The 17,497-nt window shown below is 33.9% G+C and carries 13 protein-coding genes and 3 pseudogenes; 11 read left to right on the top strand and 5 right to left on the bottom strand.

All coding sequences use genetic code 11. The features are described from left to right. Positions 1-6 precede the first annotated feature (6 nt). Positions 7-453, bottom strand: coding sequence for a response regulator (locus ACZZ95_RS26870; RefSeq protein WP_095951845.1), 447 nt, complete (start codon positions 451-453; stop codon positions 7-9). Positions 454-977: 524 nt separating this feature from the next. Here ACZZ95_RS26870 and ACZZ95_RS26865 point away from each other — a divergent pair. After that, a pseudogene (locus ACZZ95_RS26865) lies at positions 978-2,424 on the top strand (glycosyltransferase family 2 protein). A 78-nt stretch (positions 2,425-2,502) separates the two neighbouring features. Here the strand turns inward: ACZZ95_RS26865 and ACZZ95_RS26860 are convergent. Together ACZZ95_RS26860 and ACZZ95_RS26855 are read right to left on the bottom strand one after the other, a co-directional pair. After that, positions 2,503-3,207: an AAA family ATPase gene (locus ACZZ95_RS26860; RefSeq protein ID WP_463471787.1), complete on the bottom strand. Its 705-nt coding sequence runs from the start codon at positions 3,205-3,207 to the stop codon at positions 2,503-2,505. 160 nt (positions 3,208-3,367) lie between these two features. Continuing rightward, positions 3,368-4,099: a YggS family pyridoxal phosphate-dependent enzyme gene (locus tag ACZZ95_RS26855; RefSeq protein WP_463471430.1), complete on the bottom strand. Its 732-nt coding sequence runs from the start codon at positions 4,097-4,099 to the stop codon at positions 3,368-3,370. A gap of 228 nt (positions 4,100-4,327) precedes the next feature. Between ACZZ95_RS26855 and ACZZ95_RS26850 the strand changes: the two genes are divergently transcribed. Next, entirely contained in the window at positions 4,328-4,591 is a 264-nt protein-coding gene (locus tag ACZZ95_RS26850; RefSeq protein ID WP_463471429.1) for a DUF2024 family protein, read from the top strand. 143 nt (positions 4,592-4,734) lie between these two features. Here ACZZ95_RS26850 and pdxR read toward each other — a convergent pair whose 3' ends face one another. Then, positions 4,735-6,147 carry a MocR-like pyridoxine biosynthesis transcription factor PdxR gene (gene pdxR / locus ACZZ95_RS26845; protein ID WP_463471428.1) on the bottom strand — a complete coding sequence of 471 codons (1,413 nt, stop codon included), beginning with the start codon at positions 6,145-6,147 and terminating at the stop codon, positions 4,735-4,737. A 178-nt stretch (positions 6,148-6,325) separates the two neighbouring features. On the opposite strand from pdxR, the gene ACZZ95_RS26840 reads away from it, so the two are divergent. Further along, positions 6,326-6,838 carry a hypothetical protein gene (locus tag ACZZ95_RS26840; RefSeq protein ID WP_463471427.1) on the top strand — a complete coding sequence of 171 codons (513 nt, stop codon included), beginning with the start codon at positions 6,326-6,328 and terminating at the stop codon, positions 6,836-6,838. Positions 6,839-6,969: 131 nt separating this feature from the next. Here ACZZ95_RS26840 and ACZZ95_RS26835 read toward each other — a convergent pair whose 3' ends face one another. After that, positions 6,970-7,428, bottom strand: coding sequence for a DUF1810 domain-containing protein (locus tag ACZZ95_RS26835; RefSeq protein WP_463471786.1), 459 nt, complete (start codon positions 7,426-7,428; stop codon positions 6,970-6,972). 952 nt (positions 7,429-8,380) lie between these two features. Here ACZZ95_RS26835 and ACZZ95_RS26830 point away from each other — a divergent pair. The 8 genes and pseudogenes from ACZZ95_RS26830 to ACZZ95_RS26795 all read left to right on the top strand — a co-directional run bounded on the left by ACZZ95_RS26830 (position 8,381) and on the right by ACZZ95_RS26795 (position 17,442). After that, positions 8,381-10,037 (top strand): annotated as a pseudogene (locus ACZZ95_RS26830) (peptidase domain-containing ABC transporter). Positions 10,038-10,039: 2 nt separating this feature from the next. After that, a pseudogene (locus tag ACZZ95_RS26825) lies at positions 10,040-11,393 on the top strand (HlyD family secretion protein). Between the two features lies 1 nt (position 11,394). Then, positions 11,395-12,792, top strand: coding sequence for a TolC family protein (locus ACZZ95_RS26820; RefSeq protein ID WP_463471426.1), 1,398 nt, complete (start codon positions 11,395-11,397; stop codon positions 12,790-12,792). A 220-nt stretch (positions 12,793-13,012) separates the two neighbouring features. After that, positions 13,013-13,816 carry a DUF2490 domain-containing protein gene (locus ACZZ95_RS26815; RefSeq protein ID WP_463471425.1) on the top strand — a complete coding sequence of 268 codons (804 nt, stop codon included), beginning with the start codon at positions 13,013-13,015 and terminating at the stop codon, positions 13,814-13,816. A gap of 104 nt (positions 13,817-13,920) precedes the next feature. Continuing rightward, the gene (gene nagA / locus ACZZ95_RS26810; protein WP_463471424.1) at positions 13,921-14,712 is read left to right on the top strand and encodes an N-acetylglucosamine-6-phosphate deacetylase; all 792 of its coding nucleotides are present in this window, start codon (positions 13,921-13,923) and stop codon (positions 14,710-14,712) included. Then, entirely contained in the window at positions 14,687-14,953 is a 267-nt protein-coding gene (locus tag ACZZ95_RS26805) for a hypothetical protein (protein WP_463471423.1), read from the top strand. Before nagA ends, ACZZ95_RS26805 begins: the two co-directional genes overlap by 26 nt. A 219-nt stretch (positions 14,954-15,172) precedes the next feature. Beyond that, entirely contained in the window at positions 15,173-16,423 is a 1,251-nt protein-coding gene (locus tag ACZZ95_RS26800) for a hypothetical protein (RefSeq protein ID WP_463471422.1), read from the top strand. Next, complete coding sequence (locus ACZZ95_RS26795; RefSeq protein WP_463471421.1) at positions 16,414-17,442, top strand: NHL repeat-containing protein; 1,029 nt, start codon at positions 16,414-16,416, stop codon at positions 17,440-17,442. The genes ACZZ95_RS26800 and ACZZ95_RS26795 overlap by 10 nt, the downstream gene beginning before the upstream one ends. Positions 17,443-17,497 lie beyond the last annotated feature (55 nt).

Genomic DNA, 17,497 nt, shown 5'->3' with positions numbered 1-17,497 from the left:
AAGATTTTAGGGTTGCAGTATAAAATGAGCTCTTTCGGGCTGTTTGAAATTATTTTCGGATGCGCTTCTTAGTGCGTTTTCGATAACTCTTTTTAGTTTAGAAAAATCACCAGGTTTTCGAATATAAAATGAAGCGCCTTTTTTATATAAGTTATTTACAATTTCACTGTCTAGAGAAGTGGAGAAAATTATAATAGGAAGTTCTTTTAGTTTTTCATCATTTTTAATTTCTGCCAGACATTCTAGACCATTTTTTCTAGGCATATTTAAATCAAGAAAAAGAACATCAGGAAGTTTAAATTTAATCTTTTTTAAATAATCCATTAGCTGAACCCCGTCGTGTACCATTGCAAGGTCGGTCTCAATGGGAATTTCATCGAGGGCTTCTTTAAAAAAATCGCAGTCATCTTCATCATCATCAGCTAACAAAAGATTGTAATGCTTTGTATTCATTGTTTTACTCTCCTAAAATTTAGGTTATTATATTGGATAAATTTAACATTTTTAAGTAAGAATTCCTGTTTTTTTAGCAAGAATGTTTTTTTTAAGAAGTAAAAAAATAAATAGTTGCAATTTTTTTCAAAATTCTGCGTTATTATTAGTGTGAATTGTTTGACTGAAAACAATTTTTTAAACCAATTTCTTTTTCTGTTCTAAAAAAAAGAAATTTTAAAGATAAGGGAATATTATACTCTTCTTCCCTTTTAAAATCAAGCACTGTAAACACAATTTTTACATTTTTACTGTATACTATATGCACAAAGTGTAAAATAATTACACACTATTTTTTGGCCTGTTTTTGCTAAATGCCTCTACACCAGTTTTAAACTGTATTGGCACGGCGCTTGCAAATTGTGTTTATGTCAAAATCTTTGATGCGTTTGTTTTAATTGTTTCTCACCCATACGAGTTTCAAATAAATTAAGAAGAAAAGATTTTGCTAAAAGCCATATTAAAGAAATCAAACAGGTATAAGCATGGAAAGCGAAACAATTATCTCAGAACAATTTTACTCGAACAGAAGTTCGGCTATCAGCGAAAAAAGCATTAAACAGTTCTTTTTTTGGAACTAAAGAAAAATCACAAAAAGTACATGTAGAAAGACCAACAAGTCCATTTGGACTGGCAGTTCTTATTGGAGCATTTTTATTAATGATTGCAGGAGGATATTTAGTATATCTATTACAAGAAGATTTTGAGCAATTTCATTTTGAAAGAATTGCTTCAACATGGGGATTCCCATTTTTAATTGTAACTACAATTTTATTTCTGTATCAATCTGGAGTGTTCTTGTATAGTTCTTTCATGTATTTAAAATACAAGCCAATTCCATCTGTTTCAGACGATTTACTGCCAACTTGTACAATCATCGTTCCGGCTTATAATGAAGGAAAATTAGTTTGGGATACTTTATTAAGTCTTGCAGACAGTGATTATCCAGCAGAAAAATTACAGCTTTTGGCTATTGATGATGGAAGTAAAGATGATACTTGGTATTGGATGCAAGAAGCAAAAGCAAAATTGGGAGATCGTGTAACTATCTTTCAACAGCCTAAAAACCAAGGAAAACGTCACGCACTATACAGAGGATTTAAATTAGGTACAGGTGAAATTTTTGTAACTGTAGATAGTGATTCTATTGTTAAAAAAGATACACTTAGAAACTTAGTGAGCCCATTTGTGGTAAACAAAAAATGTGGTGCCGTTGCAGGAAACGTTCAGGTTTTAAATAACAAAAAAGCGATTTTACCAAAAATGCTGAATGTAAGTTTTGTAATGAGTTTTGAATTCCAGCGTTCTGCAGAAAGTCAGGCAGGTTCTGTATTGTGTACTCCAGGAGCTTTAGCGACTTACAGAAGAGATGCAGTATTTAATTGTCTTCCAGAATGGATCAATCAAACTTTTATGGGACAGCCTTCAGATATTGGAGAAGATAGAGCAATGACTAATATGATCTTGAAACAAGGTTTCCATGTATTGTTTCAAAGAAATGCAGTAGTATTGACAAACGTTCCAGAAGATTACAAAGGTTTATACAAAATGTTTATCAGATGGAGCAGAAGTAATGTTCGTGAAAATCTGATGATGGCTAAATATGCATTTAAAGATTTCAGAAAAGAATCAAAATTTGGAGCAAGACTTTTCTTTTTAAATCAGTCTTTTAAAATTTTAATGACGTATCCGTTCTTATTATTTATGTTGTTCTTTATTGCAGTTCACCCAGTATTATTTTTAAGTTCAACATTATTGGCAATCTTGCTTTTCTCAAGTTTCTCAATGTTGTTTTATGCTAAAAGATATACGTTGGCAGAATCTTTCTGGGCATATTCATACAGTCTTTTCTACACTTTCAGTTTATTCTGGATTGCGCCTTATGCGATAGCAACAGCGAGCAAAAGAGGATGGCTGACAAGAGGTTTATAAATTTCGTACACTATTTTATTTCACTATAAAAACTCCACCCAAGTGAACAAACCCGTTGTAATTTTTACAACGGGTTTTTTATTTTGATTCTAAAGCAGCAATAATCTGCTTTTTCATTGTGGTATGAATATAGTCTAAAGCCTCGGCATACGAAATAGAATAACGTCGCTCTATATTTTGATACTGAACAGGAAACTGACTTACAATTTTATCGTAATAAATATCCAGCTGGTTTTCTGCCGGCATTTCATATTTTAAACGAAGCTGAAATCTTCTAAGTAAAGCGCTGTCGATAATTTCGTAATGATTGGTAGCACAAATTACTAAACTATCAGAAGGGAAATAATCAAAAAGCTGAATGATCGTATTGACCAAACGTCTCATTTCGCCAACGTCTTTATCGTCGCTGTCACGGCTTTTACCAATCTGGTCAAACTCATCCAGAAACAAAACCGCTCTTTCGCGAATTGCTTTGTCAAAAATTGCTTTTAAATTTTTAGAAGTTTCCCCAATTCTCGCATCGATTACCGTGCTGAGGTTTACAATTATAATCTTTTTATTTAAAGTATTGGCAATCGCTTTTGCAGTAGTAGTTTTACCACAGCCAGAACTTCCGTGCAGTAAAATTTTATTATCAACTTTAAGATTGTATTTCTTTAATTCCTCAATATATTGATGCTCTTTTATAATCTGAAGAAGCGCCGATTTATTTTCAGTGCTAAAAAATAAATCATCTAAAGCAATTTTTTCGGTATCAATTACCGTAAGATCATTCAGGTTCATTCTATCTAACTCTTTTTTAGTTTCTTTTTTAATCTTTAAATTTAAGTGCAAAATTTTAGCGTATCTGCGCCTTTGCGTGCAAATCTCTTGTTGCTGAAACAAACGCTTTATGTCAAAGCCACAAACGCACTTTCTTTAAAATTTGATGCAAAATTAAGTTTTATTCTGAAATGTTTTCATTCCAGATTTCTTTTCCTAAAAAGCGGTTTCCGAATATAGAAGTTCCAACTCTAACCATGTTTGAGCCTTCTGCAATGGCAAGTTCTAAATCCTGAGACATTCCTATTGAAAGTTTTAAATTCGATAAACCATCAATTCCTTCTTTATAAATTTCGTCTCGAATTGTTTTTAAAAGTCTTAAAGACGGAATCATTTTTTCTTTTTCAACATCGAGTAATCCAATTGTCATTAAACCTTTGATATTTAAGGTTTCGTAGGTTTTTATTTTTTTGATGAAAGACAAAACATCTTCCGGCGGTAAGCCAAATTTACTTTCTTCGTAAGAAGTATTTACCTGTACAAAAACGTCTAGTTTTCTATCCTGATTTTGGAGTTGTTTGTGTAATTCATCAGCCAGATTTAAACGGTCAAGAGATTGAATACAGCTTACATATTTTAAAACATCTTTTACTTTATTGGTTTGAAGATGTCCAATAAAATGGCGTTCAACTGGAAGATTTTTCAATTCAAAATCTTTTTCCCGCAATTCTTGCATTTTATTTTCGCCCATTAAAGTTTCACCAGCTTCTATCGCAATTTTAATTTTTTCTGCCGAAACTGTTTTTGTTGCCAGTAAAAGCTGTACCTCTTCAGGATTTCTTCCCGAAATTCTGCACGCATTTTCAATACGCTGATGCACATTTAGTAAATTAAAAATAATATCGTTTTTCATATTACAAAATTAAACGAAATCTGGAATGCGTTTTTAATCCAGTTTATATTATTCAAACTAGTCCAGATGTTATCTTAAATGTAGTATTTGTACACTTTTTTACTGGACCAGTATATTCTTAAAAATGAAAAAACTGGATGATTTAGTTCTTTATAATCCAATGTAAATTTGTACCATAAAACAATAAAACTTTGTCCTTGTGGACTTAGTAACTTAGAACTAAAGAAAATGAAAATAGCAGTTTGGGATACTTATGTAACCCGCAAAGACGGAAAAATTATGCATTTTGATATTTTGGTTGATGAAAATAGTAATGATGCAGAACAAGTGTATGAATACGGAAAAAATTACCTGAAAAGTGTAGCGCAGGAAGGACAGACATTGTCTTCTAAAGAATGCCGTTTCTGCCACATTGATAAAGCTCCAATTGAAGTTGAAAATCAAATTCGGGAAAATGGTTTTTCTATTATTGAAATGGAAAACTGTAATTAAATTAATTGAACACAGATAAAACGGATTCGCTATCTCGAAGACGCAGATTTAAACAGATTTTAAAATCCGTAATTTTCCGTGTCTTTGCGATAGTAAATCTGTGAAATCCGTGTCTACATATAGGTTGTGTGTAAATAGGTATTTTACAAAAGATTAGCCAGCGCTTTTATACCTTCCTCAATTTGTTTTTCTGAAAGAGAAGCGTAACCGAGACGAAATCCGTTAACGGTTTTATTAAAACTAAATTTTTCTGGATTCATGATTTGGATTCCCTGCGATTTTAGTTTTTCAAAAATCTCCAAAACATTTATACCTGCTTTGGGAACAATCCAAAATGCCAAACCGCCTTCTGGTTTTATAAAAGTTACTTTATTCTGAAGATATTGATTTAAAGTGATTTCAAAATAATCTCTTTTATTTTTATAAATAAGATTAGCTTTTTTAAGATGGCGTTTTATTTTACCTTCATTGATGAGGTTCAGGATTGCTTCTTCCATAATATTATCACCTTGAACATCAATGATTTTTCTATGACCTGCAATTTTTTGAATATTTTCCAGAGAACTCACCAAATAACCAATGCGCAATGCAGGCGCTACAATTTTACTAAAAGTGCCGATATAAATATAGTTTTGTAATCCTGCATAACTCGAAACAGGAAGTATAGGACGCTGTCCAAAATGAAACTCATTATCGTAATCATCTTCTATAATAGTAAAATTATACTGATTTGATAATTCAATCAATTTTAATCTCTTTTTTAAAGATAAAGTTACAGTCGTTGGAAACTGATGATGCGGCGTAACATAAATCGCTTTTATATTTTGATATTTCTGAAGATATTTTTCGACTTGATCGATATCTAAACCGTCAGTATCAACAGCAACAGGGAGTAATTTTGCGCCTGCATTTTCAAATGCATCCCAAGCGGGTTTGTATCCAGGATTTTCAATTAAGATATAATCTCCCGATTTCAGAATGCAGTGCGAAGCCAAATACATCGCCATTTGACTGCCCCGCGTAATGCAGATTTGATCTTGCGAAATACTCATACCGCGTTTAAAATTCAGCATTTGAGCAATCGATTTTCTAAACTCCACATTTCCCAATTCACTGCTGTAACCCATAATCTGCCAGCGCGATTTTCGGCTGAACAATTCTCGATATGCCCTTGCCAGATCATTCATTGGCGCAAGTCGGCTGTCTGGAAGTCCGTCATCAAAAACTAAATAACTTTTGGGTTCTTCAATCGTAATTTTTGAATCTTTTTTATTTTCTGTGGGATGCATTAATTTTGGAAGAGAATGCGTTACAAAAGTTCCTTTTCTGTCAATTGTTACAAGCCAGCCTTCCGCAGTCAAAACATCCAAAGCTTCTACAACAGTATTTCGGTTGACTTTTAAAAGTGCGACGAGTTGTCTGCTTCCTGGAAGCGCATTGCCGCCAACTAACTTTCCTTTTTTTACAGCATCAATAACAGCATCGGCGATTTGAAGATAAATCGCTTTATCTGATTTTTTGTCAAGCTGAATTTCTAATGGCCACGGACGAAGCATCTGGACTGTTTGTTATTTGGTTAATAGTATTTTGCAGTAGTCCAAATTTACAATATTTATAAAAGGAAACGATTTTTAAAATAGTTATTGCCTTAACTTTTTTGTGTCAATATTTTTGAGGTATTTTCTATTTTATATATTTATACCTGAATATTTTAAACAAAAACAAACTAACCTAATGAAACAAAAATTAACCATTTTGCTTTTTATTATTTCCACGGCAGGATTTGCCCAGCACTTTACGTACGGAACAGGAGGAGCTGTTTATAATTCTGAAGGCAAAAAAGTAATTCCAACAGATGTTCGAACATTTATGCGCGACAATCCAGAAGCTCTGAAATTGTACAACGCGGGACGAAGCAAGAAAACCTTCGGAAATGTTTTCTTTTATGGAGGATTGGCAATGATAGGGGCAAATGTGATTACAGCAATGAACACCGATAATATTACCTCGACTGGATCTTCGCAATATCCGCAGGTTTCTTCAGATCGTTCTAATATGACTTTTGCTGTTATTGGAGGTATTTTGCTCGTTGCTTCGATTCCGATAAAAATTGGATATCCAAGAAGAATTAGAGAAGCGATTAGAAAATATAATAGTAAACTGCCCGCTAACGAATTAGCAGATAATGATATTAAAACAGCAATAGTTGCCTCTAATAATCAATTGGGACTTCGTATTACGTTTTAAAGTTTATCAAATTATACTAATAAAAAATCTGCCGCAGAATAATCTACAGCAGATTTTTTTATTTCTAAAATTGTATTTCCGAAATTTAAATTTAATTGGCAAAGAAGATTAAAATTTCGGTTTTAAACAGATTAGGAAAGTACAGGTTCTGGTCGCTTAACAGCTTTTTTGGTAAAGTTTAAAGTCATTTGATCTAAATGTCCGTAGAAAAAAGTATCCAAAACTTCTTGAAAAACAGGATCGGCATTTTCTACCTGAACAAATAAACTCATTGACGATTGTAGTTTTTTGGCGCCAAGTTCTCCCAAAATACCTTCGGCAGACTTTTTCTTTAAAGTCAGAAGCAATTTTGAAATTTCAATTAAATGTTTGGCTAAAATCGGATGATTTAAAAACTCAGTCGCTTCTCTAAGATCTGCAACAGCATAATAATCAGAGAGCGTGCTTTTTCCTAATCCTTTTATCTGCGGAAAAATAAACCACATCCAGTGTGTTTCTTTTTTACCTTTTTTAATCTCAGAAAGAGCAGTCAGATAAAGTTTATTTTGTGCATCTAAAAATCGGGTCAAATCATTTTTCGCGTAGATCATCTCTTCATTATGAATTAAATGGTTTATAAATCGGGTTTCTTTAATGGGTAACACTTGTATATTCTTTATTATATTTTATCAAATTTTCGATTATCAAAAGTAGATTTCCTATGTGTTTGTGAGTTATAGAATTACAGCCCACCGTTATATAATTTCGATAATAGGCAAAGTGTAAGAATGTCCTGTTAATTTCTTTTTAAAGTTTTAAAAAAGACCCAAATTCTAATGTTATTTTAATGTTCTGAAAAAAAATTGGCTCTAAATTGCGCGCTCATAAAAATTAGACGAATAGCTTTAAATCATTGAGATTTTTAATAAAATTGAATGTGATTTTTAGACTAAAAAATAAATTTAGCGGTAAAATAGAAGACAGAAATTAAAAAATGATTTGTCGACGTCTTTTAATTGTGATTTATAGGTGGTGTAACTTTTGTTTTTTAGAAAATGTTGAAAAAAATTAAAAATAGCTTTTTTTCGAAATGCCTTCAGGTGTTACTAGTCGGCTATTTTTTAATCAGCAGACCTAAACATCTCAAACAGCTTCGGCCGAATTATAAATGATAATGCTGAAACGTATACTGTAAAAGGTATAGCGTGTAATTTTTTAAAGAAAGTCTTTAAGTGTGACGGAATTCCGGAAGAACTGGATGATTACGAAGCAAAAGATACTAAAACTGCTAAATTAGCAAAAGGCACTCCTGCAATGGAATATTTGATTTCGATAGAATCAATGATGCCTTACTTTTATTTTCAAATCGAAACCAAAGGAAAAAACTACATTAATAATCCAATCTTTTCGCTTGGTTTTCATGGTAAAATACATTTACCGCCTCCTCGAATAAATTCGTAAATACTTGTTTTTTTTAGGGATTAAGATAAAAATCTTAATCTCGAATGCGGTTTTTGCCGTATATTTATTCTATGTAATAATCCAGTATTTATACTTACATTCATGACACCATTAAAACGTTTTTATAACTTATTGCGACTCGATAAGCGCGATGTATATCAAATTATCTTCTATGCTTGCTTTTGGAGGGTTAGTAAACCTTTCACTGCCTTTAGGAATTCAGGCTATTATTAATTTTATTCAAAGCGGACAGCTCAGTGTTTCTTGGATTGTTCTCGTGGTTTTAGTTACAATTGGAGTTGGTTTTGGCGGCGTTTTAACTATTTTGCAATTGCGTATAGTCGAAAATCTGCGGCAGCGTATTTTTGTACGTTCTTCTTTTGAATTTGCATACAGAATGCCTCTCATTAAATTTAAAGAAATGTACTCTGAATATGCACCCGAAAAAGCCAATCGTTTTTTCGATACTTTAATGGTGCAGAAAGGAACAGCAAAATTACTGCTTGATTTCTGTACAGCATTTCTACAAGTTGGTCTGGGTATTATCTTATTAGTATTGTACCATTCTTTCTTTATGGTTATCGGACTACTTTTCATTGTTATTCTATACATTATTTTTAAATTTTCGTACAGAGATGGTTTAGAAACCAGTTTGAACGAATCGAAGTTTAAATATAAAGTGGCGGCATGGCTTCAGGAAATTGCCCGCAACAGAGAAAGTTTCCGCAGAAAAGGCGCTTTTGAATATGCTTTGGACAGAAATGACGGTTATGTAAGCCAATATGTAAATTACCGCGAAAAGCACTTTCAGGTAATGAAAAAACAATATATACAGCTGACTATTTTTAAAGTAATTGTTACCGTCGCCTTATTGTCGATCGGTGGTTTTCTGGTAATTCACCACCAAATGAACATAGGGCAGTTCGTAGCGACTGAGATTGTAATTGTATTATTGATTAACTCTGTGGAGAAAATCATTTTCGGATTGGAATCTTTCTACGACGTATTGACTTCTGTTGAAAAAATTGGACAGGTTACGGACATGGAAATTGCATGTATTCCGCAGACTTCTGATAAAACAGAAAAAGGAATCAATATTGAGACGGAAAGTATCAGTTACAATTATCCAGATCACAACAAAAAATCGCTTAAGAATGTGAATTTGAAAATTTCTCAAGGAGAAAAAATCATACTTACAGGAACAAACGGAGCTGGAAAAAGTACTCTACTACGACTTCTTTCCGGGCTTATCGAGCCAGAAACCGGTGCCATGTATGTTACGGATAATTATATGAACCGTCTTAGCGAAGATACGTATAGAGCGCAGGCAGGAACGTATTTACAAGGCGATACTCTTTTTGCAGGAACCATTCGCGAAAATATCGTGTTTGGAAACGAGACATTAAACAGCGAGGATTTAAAATGGGCTTTGGACAATGTTGGCCTTACACCGTATATTAAAACTTTTGAAAACGGACTGGATAATCAGATTCATCCGGGCGGACGCGAACTTTCTGCTTCTGATGTGCAGAAGATTCTTTTGGCTAGAAGTATTGTAGGGAAACCGAATATCTTATTCTTAGAAGATCCGGTTGATAAAATGGACGATATAACTTCGAACAAAATTGTTGATTTTTTACTTTCTGAAGAAAACGACTGGACTGTAATTGTAACTTCTAAAAATGATATTTGGAAGAACAAATGCAGTCGTATGATCACGATTGACGATGGAAAAATTATTAACGACATAAATCTTTAATCATGCTCAATATATCTAAAGATAATAACGTACTTATAACTCCGGGCACCTACAAGTCTATTACAAGTGTTGCTCGAAGACCACATTACAGAATTTTAAACAAAGTAATAATCGGATTTTTGATTTTTCTTGTTGGCTGTCTTTTTCTGCCTTGGACGCAGAATATTTCAGGAAGCGGTTCTGTTACGACTTTAAAACCAGACCAAAGACCGCAGACAGTGCATAATGCTATCGCGGGTCGAATTGAAAAATGGTTTGTAAAAGAAGGCGATTATGTAAAAAAAGGAGATACAATTCTTTTTATTTCTGAGATCAAAGAAGATTACCTCGATCCAAATTTAGTTGGAAATACCAAAGAACAAGTTGATGCCAAAAGAATGGCAAGCAGAATCGTACGGTGATAAGGTGGGTTCTCTTGATGTTCAGGCGCAGTCGCTTACAACAGAAAGACAATTGAAGTTAGAGCAGGCTCGAAATAAAATAAAACAAGCACAGCTGAAAATAAAAAGTGATAGTATGGATCTTGTTGCTGTTCGAACACAATTGCGAATTGCTACTACACAATTTGATCGTTCTACGGCATTAAACAAAGAAGGCTTAAAGCCAATGACAGATGTCGAGCAGAAAAGATTGAAACTGCAGGAATCTGAAGCTTATATTATTACGCAGGAAAATAAACTGTTGAGCGACCGAAACGAATTAATAAATGCTAGAGTTGAAATTAATAGAATTACTGCCGAATACGCTGAAAAAATATCAAAATCAAGAAGTGATAAATTTACAGCATTAAGTACCCAATATGATACAGAAGCGCAGGTAAATAAATTGGAAAATCAATATACGAATTATAGATTAAGAAACGGTTTGTATTACATTACAGCGCCTCAGAGCGGTTATGTTAACCGTGCTTTATTGGCGGGTCTTGGAGAAACTATTAAAGAAGGAACTCCAGTAGTAAGCATTATGCCATCGAGTTATGATATTGCAGTAGAAACTTATGTAGATCCTATCGATTTACCGTTGGTACACCGTGGAGCAAAAGTTCGTGTCTGGTTTGACGGATGGCCTCGAATTGTATTTTCTGGATGGCCGGGATTATCCTACGGAACGTACGGCGGAAGAGTGGTAGCGATCGAAAACTTTATTAGTGCAAACGGAAAATACAGAGTCTTGATTTCTCCAGACGGAAAAGACCGTCATTGGCCGAAAGAATTAAGTATTGGTGCTGGTGCGCAAAGTATTGCATTGCTGGAAACCGTTTCTGTATGGTATGAAGTTTGGCGAAACCTAAATGGTTTTCCTCCAAATTATTATAATTCAGGTGAAAAAGAAGCAAAAGGAAAGGAGAAAAAATAAAATGAGAAATCTTGTAAAATTGCTTTCTTTCTTATTTCTGCTGAGTTTTTCTTCGCTTCAAAGTCAGAACTTTAATGAAGAAGAATTGAGTTTCAGCGAGTTTTTGGGATATGTAAAAAAATACCATCCGCTCGTAAAACAAGCTAATCTGGAAGTAACAAATGCACAGGCCCAATTAATGGCGCTGCGCGGTGGCTTTGATCCAAAAATTGAAGTAGATTACAGTAAGAAAGAATTTAAAGGAACAGAATATTATTCATTATTAAACAGCAGTTTTAAAATTCCGACTTGGTATGGAATTGAGATCAAAGCTGGTTTTGATGATACGGACGGAGAATATTACAATCCGCAGAATCGTACGCCCGAAGCGGGATTAACTTCGCTTGGAATCAGCGTGGCTTTAGGTCAGGGAATGTTTATTAATCAGAGAATGGCCGATGTTCGAGAAGGAAAACTTCAAGTAAAATTAAGTGACGCCGAACGAAAATTAAAAGCAATTGCCGTTTTGTACAAAGCAAGTGAAGCTTATTTCGAATGGAGAAAAAGCTACAACGAAGCTGAACTGTATAAGAATTATTTAGGCTTTGCAAGTACTCGTTTTTCTGGAGTTAAGAAATTAATTGAGTCTGGAGATTCTCCTGCAATTGACAGCGTAGAAGCCAGAATTACCGTAAGAAACAGAGAACTGAATTTTGAAAATGGAAAATTAAAACTAGCAAAGGCAAAACTAAATTTGGCTAATTATTTATGGATTGAAAATGTTCCTGTTGAATTGGGCGAAATGGTAAAACCAGAGCAGAATTTAGGTCAGACCATAGAAGAAACCTTAAGAACAGATGCCATGATGGTTGATGTTGAATCGCTGGACTCACATCCGAAAATTCAATCTTTAGAAACTAAAATGTCGATTCTGGAAGTAAACCGACAGTTGAAAGCCAATTCATTACTGCCAAAGGTAAATGTTGGGTACAACTACATATCAGAACCTCAATATTGGAACACTTTTAATGCAGATGATTATAAGTTTAATGTTGATTTTAGTTTCCCTATTTTCTTGAGAAAAGAGCGTGGAAATTTAAAAATGGCTAAAATTAAAATTCAAGATCTGCAATTTGACATCGGACAGCGACGACTCGAACTTAAAAATAAAATAAAGGCGCAACAAACCGAAATTGCCTCTTTGAGAAAACAGAAAAACGTAATCGATAATCTGGTTAACGATTATATGACCATGTTAAGCTCAGAAGAAAAACTGTTTTCTTTTGGAGAAAGTTCGATTTTCTTAATCAATTCAAGAGAAAATAATCTGGTAAGTGCGAAGCTTTCGCAGATTACTTTAGAGAACCAGTTTTATATTTCGAATGCCGAATTGTACAAAATACTTGCCAATCCAGATTAACACATAAAATATACAGTTGGCGATGACTGTACTATATTAATTTTCAGAATTTAATTAAAAAAAGCTTCAGATATTTTTCTGAAGCTTTTTTTTTAGTTGTAAAAATTGTTCCATATTATAATATGCAACAGCTTTTTTAAATTGTGTTTAGGTTGTTTCTTTAAATTTGATCCGGGCTTTTTATTTCTGTTTTTAATTGAAAATTAAAACTTTACGTGCTATGGATTTATTAAAGAGAAGTTTGGTTTTGTTATGCTGTACAATCTTTGCACAGATTTTAAAAGCACAAGATGCGCCTTATTCAATTGGTTTTATTCCTGCCTCTATAGAAGAGGTTGATGTTGCTTTTCCGTTAATTGAAAAATGGCATCTCAGCGGTCAGGCAGATGTACAGCTGGTTACGCAAGGAACTTACACTAATGATAATCCTTTTGAATACACACAGCGAAAAGTAATAAGACCGTGGCTTATTTATTCAGGGTTTAAAAATCTTAAATTGTGGCTGGGCTATGCGCACAACCAAAAATATGCAGTTGAAGAAGCAGGTAACTATAAAACTCTCGAAAACAGACTTATAGTTATGGGGACATTTACGCAGAATATGCCCAGAGGATCAATATTTGAACAAGTGCGTTTTGAAACTAAATTTTTCGATGACAGAAATGGAAATCATCAAACTATTCCTAGATTAAGAGCGCGGTTTGGTGTTAATCATTTTTTAAGTCAAAGCAGTGCAAAACCTATTTTTTTAGCGCCAAATATAGGCTACTACACAGAACTTATGCTCAAATTTGCTTCCAAAGATTACGCAGACGAACATTTTGATATTTTTAGGCTTTCAGTTTATTATAGCGCTGGAATTACTCCAAACCTTCATTTTTTAGCAGGTGTGATAGGACAAATGCAAATGCGTACCAACGGAACTCAATTTGATATTTATTACGGACCAATGTTTTCGTTAAAATACAGCGTTAAACCTAAAGAACGTGAAACATTTGACAGCGTCGACGGAGGCGCAGATTAAAGTGTTTTTTTTATTTATATTCTTTATTTTTATTTGCCTTTCAAAAGATTAATTGGATCTTACTCATTAAATTTGAAAGAAGAAAATAAAAGAAATAAATAAACATGAAACAAGCAATCGTAAATGCTGTCCTGCATACTGGTGACGAAATAATCGAAAATGGAGTTGTTATTGTTGAAAACGGAAAAATTATTTCGGTACAAAAACAGATTCCAACTGGTATGGAGCAAATTGATCTTGGAGGAAATCATATTGCGGCAGGATTTATAGATATTCAGATTAATGGAGGCGAAAAGTATTATTTTAGTCAGACTCCAAACGAAGAAACAATTCAGGATATTTACGATTCCAGTTTAAAATATGGCACAACACATGTTTTACCTTGTTTAATTTCTTCTTCAAACGAAACCATTTTAAAAGGAATTGAAGCGGTTCGTCATTATAGACAAAAGCATAATAACGGTGTTATTGGAATGCATTTAGAAGGACCATTTTTAAATCCGTTAAGACGCGGCGCGCACAGTATTGATCAAGTTCGAAAACCAACCAATGCAGAACTCGAAGAAATTATCAAGCACGGAAAAGACGTAATAAAACTGATTACAATTGCCCCAGAATGTTTTACCGATGAACAGCTCAATATGCTGATCGAAAGCGGTATTACCATTTCAATAGGACATTCTACAATTACCCACAAAGAAGCACAGCAGTATTTTGCCAAAGGCATAAAACTCGTAACCCATTTGTTTAATGCCATGACGCAGTTTGGACATCGTGAACCAGGTTTGGTTGGCGCTGTTTTTGAAAATGACGAAGTCTATGCTCCCGTAATTCTAGACGGCGTACATTGCGATTATGCTCAGCGCAAAAGTGGCCTATCAATTAAAAAAAGATAAATTCTTTCTCATCAGCGATGCTACATTTTTAGGGCGAAAAGTTTCCAATTTTAAATGGGATAATTTTGATGCTCATTTAGAAAATGGTTTTTATAGAAATGAAGACGGCAATTTGGCTGGCGCCGCAATATCAATGGCAGAAGCAGTGCAAAATGCTTATAACCATCTCCATGTTGCTGTAGATGAAGCTGTAAAAATGGCTACAACAAGAGTTGCTTCATGCAATTGGAATGCAAGATAAATTCGGAAAAATAAAAGTGGGTTTTCCTGCAAGCATTTGTAAAATTTAATGCTGATTTATCCAAAATCGAAACTTTAGATTTAACCCAAAATAAATTAGATATAAGCTTTTAAGTCTGACTTATAAGTATTGTTGTGTTTGGTAAAACTTACTTTTAGTATATTTTAAATTCATACTTTTCTTTCAATATACTTGTTTTTAAAAAGCATATTGATAGTTTTGTATAAATTATTTAACCCCAAACCTACTTACTTAAATGAGAAAACCCCACTACTATTTACTTGTAATTTTTGCAAGTATACTTTTTGGTCAGCAGACGACGACGCAGATTCGTACCAGCCAAATTACCTGTCGAGTATTGATGCCACAGCTTTGCCCGCAGAAAACCACCCAATGACAATGTTTGCAGATGATGAAGATCCTGCCAGAATGTACGACAAAACAGATCGTTGGTTTAGAGTAAACGAACCGCTTCAGGTTATTCAAAAAGGAAAAGATTCTGTACAAGTTTCGCTGTATTCACCAGTCGGACTTTCAGATGTCAAGATTTATGCGAAACTGCCTAATTACGACAAACGTTTCTTGATTTACAGTTTTTCAAAAATACCAGCTTTTCATCGTTCCTTTCATAAAATTCCTTTGACAGATCAGAAAAACGACTATTTGTTAGAAACAGGAAATACAGTAACCATTGATAAAATTGAAGGATTTTCTTCTGGAGCAATTGAATTTTCGGTAGAATCAGAAGATCCATTATTTCAAAAATTCAAAAAAATAAAATCCAATCATTTAGTTCAGTTTCACGATGGGTATCATATTAATGAATTAGGAAAATTTCTTCCCATGAATCCAGTTTTGGCCAAAGAAGCGATTACCATGATTATTAATTATTCGTATGCCTTAAGTCATCCGTTGTATTACAGCACTTTTACCAATTTTGACAAATACAAAGAAGAGCAGGCTGTGCTGGCTGGAACGGCAATAAACGGCGCTTTGAACTGGCACGGAAATGCCGATGACGTTGACGGCGTTTACGATTATCTTCCAAAAGAAGAAATTGAAAAAATATACTGGAATTACCTTGACAAAAGAACCGTTTATATGGCAATGGTTGGCGGCGATTCTGCTTGGGGCGGAGGCGCTCTGGCTTCGCAATGGGAATCTGGATATGTAACTGGACATTGGGTAGGAGAGATGTCAGTTTGGTCACACGAGTATTCGCATCATATTGGTTTTAACCACAGCAGTAATTTAGCAAACAGCGGTGAAGGCGGAGGCCAGCAGGAAATGCTGACTCATTTTTATAAGTATTTGATTCATATCAATGATCTTCCTTTTACAGATCCGGAAGTTTTAAAAACCTACAGTAAAACAACTTACGTAAAAGGAACGTATAAAAAACCAGTATTTACCGTTAATCCAAAAAATCCATTTTTGCTGAAATATAAAGGAGAAGGAAAATGGAATTAAAATATAAAAGAGACATGAAACATATTTTGCCCCTAATTCTTGTGCTTTGCTTTTTTACCAATTGCAGTAAAGACGAGCTCGAATCTAAAAATTATGAGTACTATTATCCAACCGATGAAGCGACATTAACAGCACAAAATATTCCTGAAAGCACTGAAGCATTTGATCCTAAAGGAATAGCCGTTTCTAATGAAAAATTATATGTTGTTAATGGCAATGTTTTAGAAATTTTTAATGCAGTTACATTCGCGCATATCAAGACCATTAAAGAATACACAAAAGGAACAACAATAATTCCGTTAACGAGTCTGACTTCGGTTGCGGTTGACAACGGACGTATTTATTTGGGAAGCACCGAATCAAGGTTGTTTGTATTTGATGAAGTGACCAATGCAGGAATAAGCACTGTGGGAAACGGCCAATGGTGGCAGACTTTTGTACACGTTTTTGGTGTAGTGGTTAAAGACGGATTGGTATTTGTAAAAGAAAAAGAAAAGTCCATAAAAGTTTTCGAAACGACGCAGATTACCGAGACAAGCAACTGGAATTTAGAACCAATTGCTAAATTAAATACATTAAATGGTTACACAGAAGTATATTCAATGGATGTTTATGACGGCAATCTTGTGGTAGCCGGAAGAGATGCAAAAAGTTATTTGTATTATAATATTGCCAATATTAAAGCAAATGCGGCAAAGTCGCTTACCATACCAATCGAGCCAGAAAAAATGCAGTTTTTAGATGTAAAACCAATTTCGGTTAGTTTTAGTTCTGACTGGGCAGTTACATCAGAAAATGTTGGAAACGTTTCTTATTTAAGATTATATCCAAAAGAAGATTTCATGAAAAAAAATACTAAAGCCGTGGTTAACGCATCAGATATTTTAGGTCAGAATGCCTTCGGAACTATTGTGGGAACTGCGCGACTGAATGATCTCATTTTTCTATCGGACAATACCAATAAAAAAATCAGAATTATAAAACTGAATAAAGCTTCAATTGCAGAGCAGAATAATTAGGGGTTAAAACCCAAAAAAAAAAAAACAAATTTCAAATTCCAAATTCCAAAATCAA

The sequence above is a fragment of the Flavobacterium sp. AC267 genome, assembly GCF_979258715.1.
This window is presented reverse-complemented; position numbering and strand designations above follow the sequence as displayed.

What these genes read in the sequence shown, in the direction of transcription:
- ACZZ95_RS26870 (WP_095951845.1), bottom strand. Translation starts at nt 453, where the DNA reads ATGAATACAAAGCATTACAATCTTTTGTTAGCTGATGATGATGAAGAT.
- ACZZ95_RS26860 (WP_463471787.1), bottom strand. Translation starts at nt 3,207, where the DNA reads ATGAACCTGAATGATCTTACGGTAATTGATACCGAAAAAATTGCTTTA.
- ACZZ95_RS26855 (WP_463471430.1), bottom strand. Translation starts at nt 4,099, where the DNA reads ATGAAAAACGATATTATTTTTAATTTACTAAATGTGCATCAGCGTATT.
- ACZZ95_RS26850 (WP_463471429.1), top strand. Translation starts at nt 4,328, where the DNA reads ATGAAAATAGCAGTTTGGGATACTTATGTAACCCGCAAAGACGGAAAA.
- pdxR (WP_463471428.1), bottom strand. Translation starts at nt 6,147, where the DNA reads ATGCTTCGTCCGTGGCCATTAGAAATTCAGCTTGACAAAAAATCAGAT.
- ACZZ95_RS26840 (WP_463471427.1), top strand. Translation starts at nt 6,326, where the DNA reads ATGAAACAAAAATTAACCATTTTGCTTTTTATTATTTCCACGGCAGGA.
- ACZZ95_RS26835 (WP_463471786.1), bottom strand. Translation starts at nt 7,428, where the DNA reads ATGATCTACGCGAAAAATGATTTGACCCGATTTTTAGATGCACAAAAT.
- ACZZ95_RS26820 (WP_463471426.1), top strand. Translation starts at nt 11,395, where the DNA reads ATGAGAAATCTTGTAAAATTGCTTTCTTTCTTATTTCTGCTGAGTTTT.
- ACZZ95_RS26815 (WP_463471425.1), top strand. Translation starts at nt 13,013, where the DNA reads ATGGATTTATTAAAGAGAAGTTTGGTTTTGTTATGCTGTACAATCTTT.
- nagA (WP_463471424.1), top strand. Translation starts at nt 13,921, where the DNA reads ATGAAACAAGCAATCGTAAATGCTGTCCTGCATACTGGTGACGAAATA.
- ACZZ95_RS26795 (WP_463471421.1), top strand. Translation starts at nt 16,414, where the DNA reads ATGGAATTAAAATATAAAAGAGACATGAAACATATTTTGCCCCTAATT.